12 protein-coding genes and 1 other RNA gene are annotated in these 14,124 nt (G+C 72.2%); 9 read left to right on the top strand and 4 right to left on the bottom strand.

Features of this window, described 5'->3' with window-relative positions:
* The 3 genes from EIO00_RS10165 to prfB all read right to left on the bottom strand — a co-directional run bounded on the left by EIO00_RS10165 (window position 1) and on the right by prfB (window position 3,209).
* A complete protein-coding gene (locus tag EIO00_RS10165; protein ID WP_140177531.1) occupies window positions 1-894 on the bottom strand; it encodes a DUF8094 domain-containing protein in 894 nt (297 codons plus the stop codon).
* 51 nt (window positions 895-945) lie between these two features.
* The gene (locus EIO00_RS10170; RefSeq protein WP_140177533.1) at window positions 946-1,965 is read right to left on the bottom strand and encodes a DUF8094 domain-containing protein; all 1,020 of its coding nucleotides are present in this window, start codon (window positions 1,963-1,965) and stop codon (window positions 946-948) included.
* A gap of 89 nt (window positions 1,966-2,054) precedes the next feature.
* Window positions 2,055-3,209 (bottom strand): peptide chain release factor 2, encoded by a 1,155-nt coding sequence (prfB, locus tag EIO00_RS10175; protein ID WP_140177535.1) that lies wholly within the window; start codon window positions 3,207-3,209, stop codon window positions 2,055-2,057.
* A 169-nt stretch (window positions 3,210-3,378) separates the two neighbouring features.
* On the opposite strand from prfB, the gene EIO00_RS10180 reads away from it, so the two are divergent.
* On the top strand, window positions 3,379-4,446 hold the full coding sequence (locus EIO00_RS10180) for a DUF8094 domain-containing protein (RefSeq protein ID WP_140177537.1): 1,068 nt from the start codon (window positions 3,379-3,381) through the stop codon (window positions 4,444-4,446).
* Window positions 4,447-4,481: 35 nt separating this feature from the next.
* On the opposite strand, the gene EIO00_RS10185 is transcribed toward EIO00_RS10180, so the two are convergent.
* The gene (locus EIO00_RS10185) at window positions 4,482-4,673 is read right to left on the bottom strand and encodes a hypothetical protein (RefSeq protein ID WP_140177539.1); all 192 of its coding nucleotides are present in this window, start codon (window positions 4,671-4,673) and stop codon (window positions 4,482-4,484) included.
* Between the two features lie 268 nt (window positions 4,674-4,941).
* On the opposite strand from EIO00_RS10185, the gene ftsE reads away from it, so the two are divergent.
* The 8 genes from ftsE (at window position 4,942) to EIO00_RS10225 (ending at window position 14,123) form a co-directional block, all read left to right on the top strand.
* On the top strand, window positions 4,942-5,631 hold the full coding sequence (gene ftsE / locus EIO00_RS10190; RefSeq protein WP_140177540.1) for a cell division ATP-binding protein FtsE: 690 nt from the start codon (window positions 4,942-4,944) through the stop codon (window positions 5,629-5,631).
* A gap of 64 nt (window positions 5,632-5,695) precedes the next feature.
* The gene (gene ftsX / locus EIO00_RS10195) at window positions 5,696-6,601 is read left to right on the top strand and encodes a permease-like cell division protein FtsX (protein ID WP_140177542.1); all 906 of its coding nucleotides are present in this window, start codon (window positions 5,696-5,698) and stop codon (window positions 6,599-6,601) included.
* 36 nt (window positions 6,602-6,637) lie between these two features.
* Window positions 6,638-7,861, top strand: a complete 1,224-nt coding sequence (locus tag EIO00_RS10200) for a S41 family peptidase (protein ID WP_140177544.1) — start codon at window positions 6,638-6,640, stop codon at window positions 7,859-7,861.
* A gap of 12 nt (window positions 7,862-7,873) precedes the next feature.
* On the top strand, window positions 7,874-8,362 hold the full coding sequence (smpB, locus tag EIO00_RS10205) for an SsrA-binding protein SmpB (protein WP_140177546.1): 489 nt from the start codon (window positions 7,874-7,876) through the stop codon (window positions 8,360-8,362).
* Window positions 8,363-8,434: 72 nt separating this feature from the next.
* On the top strand, window positions 8,435-10,327 hold the full coding sequence (locus EIO00_RS10210) for a penicillin-binding transpeptidase domain-containing protein (protein ID WP_140177547.1): 1,893 nt from the start codon (window positions 8,435-8,437) through the stop codon (window positions 10,325-10,327).
* A 541-nt stretch (window positions 10,328-10,868) separates the two neighbouring features.
* Window positions 10,869-11,240: a transfer-messenger RNA gene (gene ssrA / locus EIO00_RS10215) on the top strand.
* 342 nt (window positions 11,241-11,582) lie between these two features.
* The gene (locus tag EIO00_RS10220; protein WP_241661257.1) at window positions 11,583-12,404 is read left to right on the top strand and encodes an EI24 domain-containing protein; all 822 of its coding nucleotides are present in this window, start codon (window positions 11,583-11,585) and stop codon (window positions 12,402-12,404) included.
* Window positions 12,405-12,479: 75 nt separating this feature from the next.
* Entirely contained in the window at window positions 12,480-14,123 is a 1,644-nt protein-coding gene (locus tag EIO00_RS10225) for a hypothetical protein (RefSeq protein ID WP_140177551.1), read from the top strand.
* The last annotated feature ends 1 nt before the right edge of the window (window position 14,124 follow it).

A 14,124-nucleotide genomic window follows, 5' to 3' on the forward strand; every position in this document is an offset into this window, starting at 1 on the left:
TCAGGCCGGGCGCACGTCGGAGAGATGGACGCTCTCGCCGAGGACGTGCCCGCCGCCCTGCCGGGGTGCGTACCCGATGACCAGCCAGGTCCAGACCGCCGTCACCCGGCTCGCCCGCAGACGCGATCCGCTCAGCTGAGCACGCACGTCGGCGGGCAGGGCCCGGTCGCCGGCGGCGAACGTCCGCTGCTGCTCGATGGCGTACCAGGCGAGCGTTCCGCCGTCGTCGGTGCGCAACGCGCGGACCTCGTGGCGGGCGGGGCGGAACACCGTGCCCGAGCCGCGCGCCCGCTGGTGCGCGGCCCGGGTGAACGCGTCCGGGGTGAACGTCGAGCGCTCCCCGGTGGTCAGGTACTCGGTGTGCTCGGTGGGCAGCGATCCCCCCTCCGCGGGGATCGCATAGCCCTCGGGGTCGAAGTCCAGCTCGGGCGGCCTGCCCTGGAACGTCATCAGATGCGCCGCCCGCCACGCCTCGTCGGGCCCGGCCTGCTCCAGCACCACCAGCACCTGCCGGGCGGCGCCGCCGACGTCGTCCACCGCGGCGACCGCGAACCACCGGGGGCGGTCGACCTGCCGGGGCACGTACAGCACCGGATTGTGCAGGGCGATCCGCTCCGACCTCGGCAGCCCGCCGCCGACCCGGGCCCGCCCGACCAGGAAGTCCCGCAACGGCCCGGTGGTCGCCGCGCGCAGATCCGCCTCGGCGCCCGAGTCCACCGCTTTGTTGAACCGCTTGGTCCACTCCTCGAGAACGGCCCGGGCCCGATCCGCCGACACCGCGGGCTCGCCGGCCGGCGCCGCCGACGCCTCGTCGGAGGGCCCGCCGGGCCCGCCGGAGCATCCGCCGGTCAGCAGCAGCGCACCGGCCAGGACACCGGCCACGCGTCGGCGCATGCCGCCACCTCGCTCAAGATCGATCCGGGCGGACAGTGTACTGGGCGGTCGCTAGGCGCCCCGGGCGTGGACCGCCTTGCGGTACATGCCGGTGATCTGCGCCTGCCCGCCGCCCGCCGGGATCTGCGCCAGGTGCTGGATGAAGACGGTGGAGTCCAGCCGGGTGCGGGCCTGCGCCGGAGAGACCAGCCCGGTCAGGTCGCCGCCCACCTTCAGCCTGCCGGGCGTGCGGGCGGTGTAGGACTCGTGCTGCCGGAGCGCGTACCACACCACCGCTCCGCCGTCGGTGGTGCGCAGCGCGTAGACGGGGACGTCGTGCGGGACGAAGGAGGAGGTCAAGGTGACGCCGAGGGAGCGGAACCGGGCGACGGCCCGCTGCAGCCCCCGGTGCGCCCGGATGGTGGCGGGCCCGTCGGCGAGCGCCCTGCGGTGGTGGGCCGGGGCCCGGGTGCCGTGGGTCAGCACCGCGGCATGGGCCTCCCCGATCCGGCCGGGGGGGATCGCCAGCCCGGGGGCGTCGAGACGGACCGCGGTGGCGTACCCCTCCTCGTCGCGGGCCACCGCGCCGAGCGGCGAGGTCTGCGCGTCGCCGGTCGGCAGCGGGTCGGCCGCCAGCAGCCACGGGGCCTGCGGGGCCTGCTGGACGAACAGCATCGCGTGCCGCACCGGCCGGACGCGTTCGGTGGAACCGTTCGCCGACCTGCGGGCCGTCCAGGAGAGCACGTCGACGGCGAACCATCGGGGGTGCCCGGCGAGGCGGGGGATGAGGAAGGCGGGACGGCCGTACTCCAAGGGCCGCAGCGCATGACCGGTGGCCCGGTACATCCGGTAGGCCGCCAGGTCCATGGTCAGCTGCGGGTCGGTCTCGGCGGAGGCCAGCAACGACCCGTCCACGCTCCGCGTCGCGTCGGTCTGCATCCGGTTCTTGACCTGGATGTAGCGCTGGAGCACGGCGGCGGCCTCCCGGACGGTCAGCGCGGGCGCGGCCCGCCGCTCATCGGAGCCCGCAGCGCAGCCCGCCAGCACGAGCGGCGGCAGGGACAGGGCTGCGACGGCAGGGCGTACACGCATCACGGATCTCCGGAAGAGAACGACGACGGTCACCCCGCATCATCGCAGAGTGCTCGCCTCGTCACGCTCCGAATCCGGAATGCGAAGTGTCAGGCCTTCTCCGTCGACTTCTCCGCAGACTTCTCCGCGGCCTTCTTCTCGCTCTCCTGCTGGCGCAGCCAGCGGATCTCCGCCTCGATGAACTCGTCGATCTCCCCGTCCAGCACCGCCGCCGGATTGCCCACCTCGACGCCGGTGCGCAGGTCCTTGACGATCTGGTACGGGTGCAGCACGTAGTTGCGGATCTGGGTGCCCCAGCTGCTGGTGCCCTCGCCGCGCAGGTCGGCCATCTTGGCCTCCTCCTCCTGCCGCTTGCGCTCCAGCAGCTTGGCCTGCAGCACCGCCATCGCGGTGGCCTTGTTCTGCAGCTGGGACCGCTCGTTCTGGCAGGACACCACGATGCCGGTGGGGATGTGGGTGATCCGCACCGCCGAGTCGGTGGTGTTGACGCCCTGCCCGCCCGGGCCCGACGAGCGGTACACGTCGATCCGCAGATCGTTCTCGTCGATCTCCACGTGATCGCTCTGCTCGACCACCGGCATCACGTCCAGCCCCGCGAACGAGGTCTGCCGGCGCCCCTGGTTGTCGAACGGGGAGATCCGCACCAGCCGGTGCGTGCCGTGCTCGCCGCGCAGCGTGCCGTAGGCGTACGGGGCCTTGACGGCGAACGTGGTCGACTTGATCCCGGCCTCCTCCGCATAGGAGGTCTCATAGATCTCGGTCGGGTAGCCGTGCCGCTCGGCCCAACGCAGGTACATCCGCTGCAGCTGCTGCGCCCAGTCCGCGGCGTCCACCCCGCCCGCCTGCGCGTTGATGGTGATCAACGCCTCGCGGTGGTCGTACTCGCCGGTCATCAGGGTGCGGATCTCCAGCTGCTGGACGTCCTTGGCCAGCGAGCGCAGCTCCGCATCGGCCTCCGCCCGGGTCTCGGCGTCGTCCATCTCCTCGGCCAGCTCATACAGCGTGGCGACGTCGTCGAGCCGCTGCCGCAGCCCGGTGACCCGGTTCAGCTCGCTCTCCAGATGCGACAGCCGGCGCGTCACCTGCTGGGCGCGCTCCTGGTCGCTCCACAGGTCCGGGTCGGCCGACTCCTCGCGCAGCCGGGAGATCTCGGCGCGCATGGCGTCCAGGTCCAGCACGGCCTCGATGCCGGTGAGGGTCGAGCCGAGTTCCTTGAGCTGATCTACGGGGTCGATACCTGCCACATTCGCAAGTTTATCGGCGGGCGGCGACCGCTCCGGCCTCGCGCTCGGCCGGGATCCGCCGGTGTCGTCGCCGGCCGGGGAACGCACGCCGGTGGCCGTGCGGAGCGTGCATTGATGGCAGAATCCTGCTCACCAGCCACAGCAAGTCGGACGAGTCGGGGGGCAGGCGGTGAAAGGGACCTCACTGGCCGTATCAGCCCTCGCGCTGCTGCTCGGCATCGGTGCGGTGGGATGCTCCGCGGAGAAACGCGGCGCCTCCACCGCCCCGGTCGCGGCGGCCGTCACCCCCGCCGTCCCGGAACGGCTGACGCTCCAGGTCGCCGCCCGCGAGTTCCATCGGTTCGTCAACAACGAGGACGTGGCCCGCGCCAGCGGCGACGAGCGGCTGGCGCTCCAGTGGGTCTCCGACGGGCAGTCCGCGCTCACCGCCGCCGAATACCGCCACGCGGTCTTCCACGACGAGCCGCTGCCGCGTTATGAGTACGTCGAGCCGGTCTTCTATGTGCCGAAGCTGTCGGAGGACACCTATCCGCAGTGGTTCGTGGTGTCCGCCGAGCGCAGGGTCCGGCCCCCCGAGGGGGAGCGGGCCGAGGAGGACGGCTCCCGCACCGTGCTGATGGCGTTCATCCGCCGCAGCCCCGAGGCCGGGTGGACGCTCAGCCTGCTCACGACGCTGAAGGAGAAGGCCGAGCCGCCCAAGATCGCGCTCGACGCCGAGGGGTACGCCACCGCCGTGCTCACCGGGGAGACCGACCTGCTGATCCCGCCCAAGAGCGTGGCCGGCATCCAGGCCGGCATCGCCGAGGAGGGGCCCGACAGCGTGCAGGCCCGGCTGATGAAGCCGGGCGTGGGCACCACCGCCTATTACCACGAGACCCGGCGGATCAAGAAGGAGGCCGAGAAGTCGGATCTGGCCTTCGACGTGGTGTTCCCGGCGACCATGCACCCGGTGTTCGCGCTGCGCACCGTGGATGGGGGCGCGCTGGTGCTGTACGCGCTCGGCCGCGACACCGTCACCCTCGCCAAGGACCAGTCCCGGCGGCCCCCCATCCCCACCGAGGCCGCTCATCTGCTCGACAGCCTGATCCTCGGCAACGAGCTGCACGTCTCCCAGACCCTGCAGTTCGCCGCCTACGACCCCCCGAAGGCCAAGCCGAAGAAACCGCAGCCCAAGGCGGAGGTCATCGCCACCGACGGGGCGGTCACCCGCGCCTACTCTCCGCAGAAGGTCAACTAGCTCTCCGCAGAAGGTCAACCAGCGCCGGCGGGGCCTCAGTAGGACCCGTACCGGACCGCGAGGACCAGGGACAGCGCCAGCAACAGGACCAGGGTCGTCAGCACGAGGGCCGGCGGCAGGGCGAAGCCGTGGGCGTGGAACTCCTCGCGGGCCGCCCGGCAGGTCGGGCAACGGCCCTCGCTGACGGGGTGCGAGCATCGAGCGCAGATCAGATGATCACAGCTCATCTCGCGACCTCCCTGGGGTAAATGGCCTGTTTCGCCGCCATCCAGCCTAGCTGCCTTGTATGGTCGCCATAGCCGGTCTGCGAGCCTCGAAACCCGGGGGAGGCCCCGGGTTCCGGAGCGAGCGGGCCAAACGGTTGACAGCGACCCTAGACTGCTCGATGGTCAACCGGGCTGCTATCCCGGAGTACCCGCGGCCTGCGTCGCGGGCCCCTCGGGGGTGGCCAAGGAGCCGTTCCCAGCCTCTAGACTGACGAGCCGTGATGCAGCCGTGATCCATTTCGACAACGTCACCAAGGTCTACCGGAACCAGAACCGGCCCGCCCTGCAGCACGTGAACGTGTCCATCGAAAAGGGCGAATTCCTGTTCTTGGTGGGCCCTTCGGGATCGGGCAAGTCCACCTTCCTGCGCCTGATCCTCAAAGAGGAGCGGCCCACCCAGGGGCGGGTGCACGTGGCCGGCAAGGACCTCAGCCGACTCAGCAACTGGCGGGTGCCGCACCTGCGCCGCCGGATCGGTTGCGTGTTCCAGGACTTCCGGCTGCTGCCCAACAAGAACGTCTTCGAGAACGTCGCGTTCGCGCTCGAGGTCATCGGCAAGCCGCGACGGTTCATCGCCAAGGTGGTGCCCGAGGTCATCGACCTGGTGGGCCTGGAGGGCAAGGCGCACCGGATGCCGCATGAGCTGTCCGGTGGCGAGCAGCAGCGAGTCGCCATCGCCCGGGCGTTCGTCAACCGGCCGATGATCCTGCTCGCCGACGAGCCGACCGGGAACATCGACCCGGCCACCTCGATCGGCATCATGAAGGTGCTGGACCGCATCAACCGGACCGGCACCACCGTCGTCATGGCCACGCACGATGCCGCGATCGTCGACGCCTTCCGCAAGCGCGTCGTCGAGCTGGAGGGCGGTCGGGTCGTCCGGGACCAGTCGCGCGGCGTGTACGGTCAGGCGTACTGACACAGCCGGCAACCGAGCCCCGCCCACACTTCCGGCAGGCGAGGTCGACCAAGGACAGCGAAGCATGCGCGCACAGTTCGTTCTCCAGGAGATCTGGATCGGTCTCCGCCGCAACCTGACGATGACCGTCTCCCTGGTCATCACCGTGGCGATCGCCATGGCGCTGTTGGGCACCGGCCTGCTGGTCAAGCTTCAGGTCGACAGCTCCAAGAGCTACTGGCACGACCGCATCGAGGTCTCGGTCTTCCTGTGCAACAAGACCAGCACCAACCCCAGCTGCAACAAGACCGACGCCACCGACCAGCAGAAGGCCGAGATCAAGCGGGATCTCGAGGGCTCGCCGGTGGTGGCCCAGGTCACCTACGAGAGCAAGGAGCAGGCCTTCGAGCGGTTCAAGGAGACCTTCTCCAGCAACCCGGGGCTGCTGCAGGGGACCAAGGTCGGTGACATCCCCGACTCGTTCCGGGTGCGGCTGAGCGACCCCGAGCGGGTCGACGAGATCACCAAGCTGCTGGCGAACCGGGCCGGCGTGGACCAGGTGGTCAACGAGAAGGAGATCCTGGACCGGTTCTTCAAGATCCTCAACGGCCTGCAGTGGGCGGCCATCATGATCGCGGCCATCCAGGTGATCGCGGCGGTGCTGCTGGTGGCCAACACGGTCCGGCTGTCGGCGTTCAACCGGCGGCGGGAGACCGGGATCATGCGCCTGGTGGGCGCCTCCAACCTGTACATCCAGCTCCCGTTCATCCTGGAGGGCGCGATCGCCGGCCTGATCGGCGGCCTGTTCGCGGCCATCCTGCTGGTCGGCAGCAAGATCGTGCTGATCGACCAGCTGCAGGAGTCGCTGGAGTTCACCAGCCGCCTGTCGTGGACGTCGGTGACCGGCGTGATCGTGTTCTCCATCTGCGTGGGCGTGCTGCTGTGCGCGGTGGCCTCGTTCCTGAGCCTGCGCCGATACCTGCGGATCTGACCGGAAGGTCGTCCCACCCGTCTTACACTCGTTGCCATGCCCCGGCTGACCGGCCACCTTCCCCGAGCACTGCGGACCGGTCGACCCGTTCGCGCCGCCGCGGTCACTGTGGCGTTGCTGATCGCGTACGGCGCGGGGGTGGTGACCGGGACCGAGCCCGAGACCTCCGCCGGAGAGAGCGGTCAGGGCACCCTGGACGAGGCGGCCCGGCGGATCGCCGACACCTCGGCCATCCCGGTCGGCCGGACCGATCTGCAACGGGCCGCGGTCGAGGGGATGCTGCGCCGCCTGGGCGACCCGTGGGCCCGGTATTACACCGCGGTCGAGTACGACGACGCCCAGGGACGGTTCAGCGGCCGCTACAGCGGGGTCGGGCTGTGGCTGGGCGGCACCGGGTCGGACGCCGACCCGGTCACGGTCGCCAGCGTGCAGCCCGGCTCGGCCGCCGAGCGGGCCGGAGTGCGGGCCGGCGACGTGATCGTCGCGATCGCCGGCCGTCCGGTGGCGGGCTGGCCCCCGTCCCGGATCGCCGCCGCGCTGCGCGGCCGGCCCGGCACCGCGGTGACGCTGCGGGTGCGCCGCGGCTCGGCCGAGCAGGAGTTCCGGCTGGTCCGCGCCCCGGTGCAGGGCGAGGAGGTGACCGTCGAGCGCACCGAACGCGACATCCAGGTCATCCGGGTCTCGGCGTTCACCCGGGGGGTGGGGCGCCGGGTCCGCACGGCCGTGGAGCAGTGGCGGGCGCAGCGCGGCGGCGGGCTGATCCTGGACCTGCGCGGCAACCCGGGCGGCCTGCTGGAGGAGGCGGTGCAGACCGCCTCGGCGCTGCTGCCGGGGGGCGTGGTGGTCGTCTACGAACGCCGTGGCCGGCCGCCCCAGCGGTTGCCGGTGACCGCCCCCGGCGACGGGCGCACCCCGCTGGTGGTCCTGGTGGACGCCGGCACCGCCAGCGCCGCCGAGGTGGTCGCCGGATCCCTGCGCGACCGGGATCGCGCGGTGATCGTAGGATCGCGTACTTATGGGAAGGGATCGGTGCAGGAGCCGGTCCGGTTGGACGACGGTTCGGTGATCGAGCTGACCGTGGGGCGCTACCGCACGCCGAGCGGCCGCGATCTCGACGGCGTCGGAATCGACCCCGACGTGCCGGTGTCCGCGGACCGCCCCCCGGCGGAGGCCATGCGGCGGGCCACCGGGGTGTTGCGCGGGCTGGTGGCCGCCGCCCCGACCAAGGGCCTGCAGGACGGGCCCCGCACGAAGGACTGAGGCGAGAGACACGTGCCACGTGAGCAAGGCCGCAAGCTGGTGGCCCAGAACAAGCGGGCCCGCTACGACTACCACATCGAGGACACCTGGGAGGCGGGCCTGGTGCTGACCGGCACCGAGGTCAAGTCGCTGCGCGCCGGACGGGCCTCGCTGGTCGACGGGTACGCCCGGGTCAAGGACGGCGAGGTCTGGCTGGAGGGCGTGCACATTCCCGAGTACCTGCAGGGCACCTGGACCAACCACGCCCCCCGGCGGCCCCGCAAGCTGCTGCTGCACAAGCGGGAGATCGGGCGGATCACCGCCAAGACCAAGGAGGCGGGGTTGACGCTCGTCCCGCTGTCGCTGTACTTCAAGGACGGCAAGGCCAAGGTCGAGATCGCCTTGGCCCGTGGTAAGAAGACTTACGACAAACGTCAACAGATCGCGAAACGGGAAGCCGCCCGGGAGATGGCAAGAGCTCGTTCGGTCCGGCTGCGGGCCCGCAGTGGCGGCAGGGTCTGAGCGGTGGGGTTCACGCGCTGGAGAACCGGTGGCCGCGCACGCCGAGTGGTCTCGGCCGCGGCATGCGGTGTGATGGTCGCTTCGACCGCCACCGGCTGTTTCGCCGAGTCCTCGGCCATGCCCGCCGTGCGGGACTTCCTGGTGGCGTGGGAGGTCGGCAACTACGAGGCCGCCGCCGCCAGGACGGTGGGCGCCGATCGCCGGACCGTGGTCCAGGCGCTCAGCCAGATGGCCGACCAGCTCGACGCGGCGTCCATCAAGCTGGGGCTGGGGCTGAGCGGGCTGCCCGTGCAGGGCGGGCCGGGCTCCGGGCAGGTCGCCGCCGACGGCGGGGACCGGGAGGCCAAGGCCATCGTCCGAGAGGGCGACCAGGCGTTCGCCCGGTTCTCGGTGGAGATCGACCTGGGGGAGAACGGAGAGCCGTTCTCTTATCCGGGCGAGATGACGCTCAAGCGGATCGGCGGTCGCTGGAAGGTCGTGTGGAGCCCGTCGATCATCCACCCGAACCTCCGCGAAGGCCAGCGGCTGGCGGTGGTCACCGAGAACCCGCAGCGCAGCGACGTCCTCGACACCCAGGGCCGCTCGCTGATCAGGAAGGTCCAGGCCGACGTGGTCGGGGTGTACCCCGGTCAGCTCCGCGACCCGCAGCGCACCATCGCCCGGCTGGTGGAGGCCACCGCGACGGGCGACCGCAAGCTGGACGCCGAACGGCTCCTGGGCCGGGTGCGGTCCGCGCCGCCGAGCGACTTCCTGCCGCTGGTGATGCTCAGCCGCGCCGAGCATCCGAACGTGGCGATGCGGCTGCGGCAGATCCGGGGACTGCACGTCCGACAGGTGGTCGCGCCGATCGCGCCCGCCGCGGCCCCCGAACTCGTCGGCAGCCTCGGCCCCGCCACCGACGACCGGCTGCAGCGGGTCGGCGCCCCTTACCAGCCCGGTGACACCATCGGCGTCAACGGCATCCAGCTGCTGCACCAGCGCTGGCTCGCCGGAACGCCGACCGTCAAGGTGGTGGCCGTCGACTCCACCGGACGGCACCGCCAGGTGCTGGCCGAGTGGCGCGGCGAGCAGCCGCGCCCGGTCCGCACCACGATCGACCTCGCCCACCAGCGGAAGGCTCAGCGCGCCCTGGCCGGGCTGAACGTCCCCGCCTCGATGGTGGTGGTGCGCTCCAACAACGGCGAGGTGCTCGCGGTCGCCAACCACCGCACCGACGGCGTCAACAAGGCCATGGAGGGCCGCTACCCGCCGGGGCTGGCGTTCGGCATCGTGTCCGCCGAGGCGCTGCTGCAGAGCGGCATGTCCCAGACGGACAGCACCGAGTGCCCGGCCACCACCGCGGTCGGCGGGCGCACGTTCGCCAACCCCGGCGGCCGGGGGACGTCCAAGAAGGCCTCCTTCCAGCTCAACTTCGCCCGGTCGTGCGCGACCACGCTGGCCGCCGCCAGCACCCGTCTGTCCAACGACGCCCTGCTGCGGGAGGCGGGCCGCTTCGGGTTCGGCAAGGACTGGCAGCTGTCGGTCCCGGCGTTCTCCGGCACCGTGCCCGCGCCCAAGGACGACGCCGGCAAGGCCGCCACCGTGCTCGGTGAGAACGGCGTGCTGGCCAGCCCGCTGGGCATGGCGCTGACCGCCGGGGCGGTGGAGAGCGGCACCTGGCGTCCTCCGCTGCTGCTGAAGTCCCCCCAGGACAAGCAGACCATCCAGGCGCAGCCGCTCGACCCGGTGCCGGCCGGCGACCTGAAGCGGCTGATGCAGCGCGCGGTCCACTCCGGCACCGCCCGGGCCGCCCGGGTCCCCGGCTCGGTCCCGGTGCACGGCGTGGTCGCCCAGGTCTCCTACACCGAGGCGGGCAAGCCGCGGACGGTCTCCTGGTTCGTCGGCTTCCGCGGCGGCATCGCCTTCGCCATCGCCGTCGAGGGCAAGGTCAACGCCGCGACGATCGCCGCCAAGTACCTCAGCTAGCCTGTCCGGTCCGCCGTCGTTGCCGATTTGTTATCTCTTTACGTGCGGGGCGCAACCGGTCGGGCCCTTCCGCTCGTCTTTATGGGTGACTGAGACACCGCTTGGGGGGTTGCGGACTCAGTCGCCGTGATGAGACCAGGGCCTCGTCTCGGGGGAGGCTCTGCCGTCCGGACCGGCCCGACCCTGCCGGTCAGCCCCGGTGGGCGCGGGAACGCGCCCACCGGGGCGTTTCATGTGCGCCGTGTACGGCCCCGACGGCCTCCCGGGAGGCCGTCGGGAGGCGGCCCGCCGCGGCCGGCATCGGTCACCGTCGGCGATCACCGGCATCGATCACGGCGTTCGTCGTCGTGTCGAGCGTCGTGGTCCGCCGCCGGGGCGCGGCCCCGCCCCCCGCGGGGCGGAGCGGAGGGCCCGGGCGGGCCCTGAGCGGGCCCCGGGGAGCAGGGCCGGGGGGCCGGGAATGAGGTTGGTGCCGCAGATGTTCTGGAGTAATGTGTAAAGCACAGGCCCGATGTGGTCTGGCTGCTTGACATGTTCACATGGGGGTGACCGGCTTCGACTTCGGTCGATGTCGTCAGGGGAAGCGGGCCGAGGGCTGCGGTTGCGACCTCGTAAATCCCGTGACCGCGAACAATAACTGCCAACAAGTCGCAGTCCGAGTTCGCTCTCGCCGCCTGAGCGAGTAGCGACTCTGTCAGCCCGGGAGCGTCTCCGGCCCGGGATCTGGCATCGTGAGGAGACTCCACCTGCCCACCCGGTCGCGGGGTGAGCAGGGACAAGCGCACAGCGACTGGGCCTGTCGGTGACTTGCCTGCGTGAGCACCGGGGCCGAGAAAACGCCTAGCAGGCTGCGCCCGGAGAAGCCCTGGCGCATGACCGAAGGACGCGGGTTCGAATCCCGCCACCTCCACTGCTCTCGAATGCCGGCACGGCGCCCGCCGTGCCGGCATTCGTGTTCTTCCGCCCCGGACCTGCCCGGCGCGGGCACGAGGGAGGCGACCTCGGGCTCTGAGGCGAGGGGAGGCGAGCGGAAGTCGGGCGGCGACCCGAGCGACGGCCGCCGTGGGGCGTGACTGGGACCCGTGAGGCGGGGGAGGGGCGATGCGGACGCGAGGGCCGGTCGGCGCGAGTGGATCCGGCGGCGCGCTCCCTGCGTCGAACGGCCGTGCGAAACGCCCTGACCCACGACGTCACGGACCGCGACGATGCGAGGACGACACGGGCGAGGGGGAGAGCGAGGGGGAGGATGCCGAACGTGGGCGGTGAGCGCGGGATCACCGGGTTCTTCGTCGGGGCCGGCTATCTGGGTCGGGGGATCTGGTGGACCGTCCGGCGGCCGGGGTGGTGGCTGCTGGGACTGGTGCCCGCGCTGATCGTGCTGGCGGGGTACGCGGCGGCGCTGGTGTGGCTGGCGGGGCGGGTCGGCGGGCTGGCCGAGGCGGTGACGCCGTTCGCGGACTCCTGGCAGGAGGAGTGGCGGCGGGTCGTGCGGGTGATCGCGGGGGTCGCGATCCTCGTGGCCGGCGGGCTGGCGGCGGTGCTGACGTTCACGACGGCGACGCTGCTGGTGGGCGATCCGTTCTACGAGAAGATCTCCGAACGGGTGGAGGAGGATCACGGCGGGGCGCCGACGTGGGATGCGCCGTGGCCGGCGCAGCTGTGGCGGGCGGTGTGGGAGTCGTTGGTCCTGGGGGTCCTGGGCCTGACGGCCGCGGTGGCGTTCTTCGCCTTGGGGTTCGTGCCGATCATCGGTCAGTTCGCGGTGCCGGTGGCGGCGGCCGCGGTGTCGGGGTGGCTGCTGGCGGCGGAGCTGACCACGCCGGTGCTGGAGCGGCGCGGGCTGAAGCTGAGGGGGCGGTTCGCGCTGATGCGGCGGAAGCGGCCGGTGGTCGTGGGATTCGGCGTGGCGGTGTTCGTCACGTTTCTGATCCCGCTGGGGGCGGTGCTGCTCATGCCGGGGGCGGTGGCCGGAGGGACGCTGCTGGGCCGGGAGCGGCTGGCGCCGGAGAGCCCGGAGAGGCCCGTCGAAGGCGGTCTGGTGACTGAGGGCTACGTAAGTGACCAGGGTGATCATTGAGGCGATAGCAAGCTGTGTCCCTAGTGTGACTGCCCGCCCGGCGACATATGGTGATCTTCGCGTAACGTGTGCCGCATGTCCGACGAGGGGGAGCGCGGAGCGCGCTGGACGGAGATGACCGACGACATGGCCGCCACCGAGGACCGCACCGACCCGTCGCCGTCGGACTCCGACGGCGGATCCGACGAGAGGCGCCCGCCGAGATCCTTTGAGCTTCCCGAGATCGAGGTGCCCGCACCGACCGGTCGGACCGAGTTCTCCGAGCCGTCGGGGGCGGAGGAGGAGCCGGAGGAGGCCGCGGGCGGCGCGGATCCCCGGGACGGTGCGACCGTCGGCGGGGAGGGATCCGCCGACGAGCGGGAACGGCCCGTGCAGGAGAGCGAGGACGATCGGGACGCACGACCGCGGCCCAACCCCTGGTTCGAGCGGCCGGCCCGCCCCGCCGCCGCGTCCGGGGAGGACGCGGAGACCGCGGCGGATGCGAAGGCCGTGGCGGATGCGGAGGACGCGGAGGACGCGCCTCGGCGGGAGCCGCGGGGCGAGGAGACCGGCCCCGTCGCGGCGTCGACCCCGACCGCCGAGACCGCGGAGCCCGAGGGGGCCGGGGAGGGCGACGGGGGAGCGGCCGTCGCCGCATCGCTCCGGGGCGAGGAGAGCCCGGCCGGCCCCGCCGAACCCGGTGACGTCCGGGTGGCTCCGGCCGTCACCGCCGACGAGGACGAACGCGCGGACCGTCCGGCCGAGGAGCGGCCCGCCGGCTGGGAGGGGTCGCTGTTCGACGGCGGCGGCGACCGGGGCGGGGGCGTCGACAACTACGCGCCGGTCGAGATGCCCGGGGCGAACGCGCCGGTCAGGCCGGGCAAGCCCAGCAGCGGCAACTGGCGGCTGCCGGACTGGATCGACGATGAGGAGCAGCGGGCCGGAGAGGGCCGCGGCGGCGACTCCGCCGGGTTCGAGGAGGAGGGCCGCTCCCGGCTCGGCCTGTACGCGGGCGTCGGACTGCTGCTGATCGCGCTGGTGGCGGCCGGCGGCGTGTTCTTCCTCAAGCGCGACGGTTCCGGCTCCGATCCCGCCCCCGCCGACTCCGGCCAGTCCGTGCCGAGCCCCGTCGGCGCCCCGGTGGACCAGCAGGTGGAGGTTCCGCCGGACAAGGCCATGCCGCGCTTCCCCGGCACGCCCACCCGCCGGGTCGGGATGGTCGTCGATCGGACCTCCGGGCTGGCCTGGCCGCGGTTCGGCCCGCCCTGGCGGCTGCCCACCAAGCAGAACCGGCTGGCCGTCAAGGGCTGGTCCGGGCAGCAGGTGGTGGTGACCGAGCGCCGGGGGAACCGGATCTGGTACGGCCAGCTGCTGACCGGCGGGCTGCAGCCCGCGCTGGTGTCCCACTACACCGGGCCCGACAGCCTCAAGCAGGTCACGGCGCTGGCGTTGGACGACCTGCTCAAGCGGTACTACGGGTTCCCGCACACCGCGCGGCCGGTGGCCTCGCAGGCGCTGACCGTGGGCGGACGGCGGGGCTGGATGATCGGCACCCGGCTCAGCTACCGGCGGCCGGGGGTGCGCGCCACCGGCGAGCTGGTGGCGGTCGCGGTGATCGACACCGGGCGCAGGACCCCGGCCCTGGTGTTCGCCAGCGTCCCCAACACGCATCGGAAGCTGTACCCGGACATCACCGCGTTCCTGACCGGTCTCCGCCCGGTCAGACCGTCTACCGAATAGC

This window comes from Thermomonospora catenispora (assembly GCF_006363815.1).
Classification (GTDB): Bacteria; Actinomycetota; Actinomycetes; order Streptosporangiales; family Streptosporangiaceae; genus Thermomonospora; species Thermomonospora catenispora.

Excerpts from the sequence above, each read along its gene's own strand:
- EIO00_RS10165 (WP_140177531.1), bottom strand. The coding sequence starts at position 894 with ATGCGCCGACGCGTGGCCGGTGTCCTGGCCGGTGCGCTGCTGCTGACC.
- EIO00_RS10170 (WP_140177533.1), bottom strand. The coding sequence starts at position 1,965 with ATGCGTGTACGCCCTGCCGTCGCAGCCCTGTCCCTGCCGCCGCTCGTG.
- EIO00_RS10185 (WP_140177539.1), bottom strand. The coding sequence starts at position 4,673 with ATGAGCTGTGATCATCTGATCTGCGCTCGATGCTCGCACCCCGTCAGC.
- ftsX (WP_140177542.1), top strand. The coding sequence starts at position 5,696 with ATGCGCGCACAGTTCGTTCTCCAGGAGATCTGGATCGGTCTCCGCCGC.
- EIO00_RS10200 (WP_140177544.1), top strand. The coding sequence starts at position 6,638 with ATGCCCCGGCTGACCGGCCACCTTCCCCGAGCACTGCGGACCGGTCGA.
- EIO00_RS10210 (WP_140177547.1), top strand. The coding sequence starts at position 8,435 with ATGGTCGCTTCGACCGCCACCGGCTGTTTCGCCGAGTCCTCGGCCATG.
- EIO00_RS10225 (WP_140177551.1), top strand. The coding sequence starts at position 12,480 with ATGTCCGACGAGGGGGAGCGCGGAGCGCGCTGGACGGAGATGACCGAC.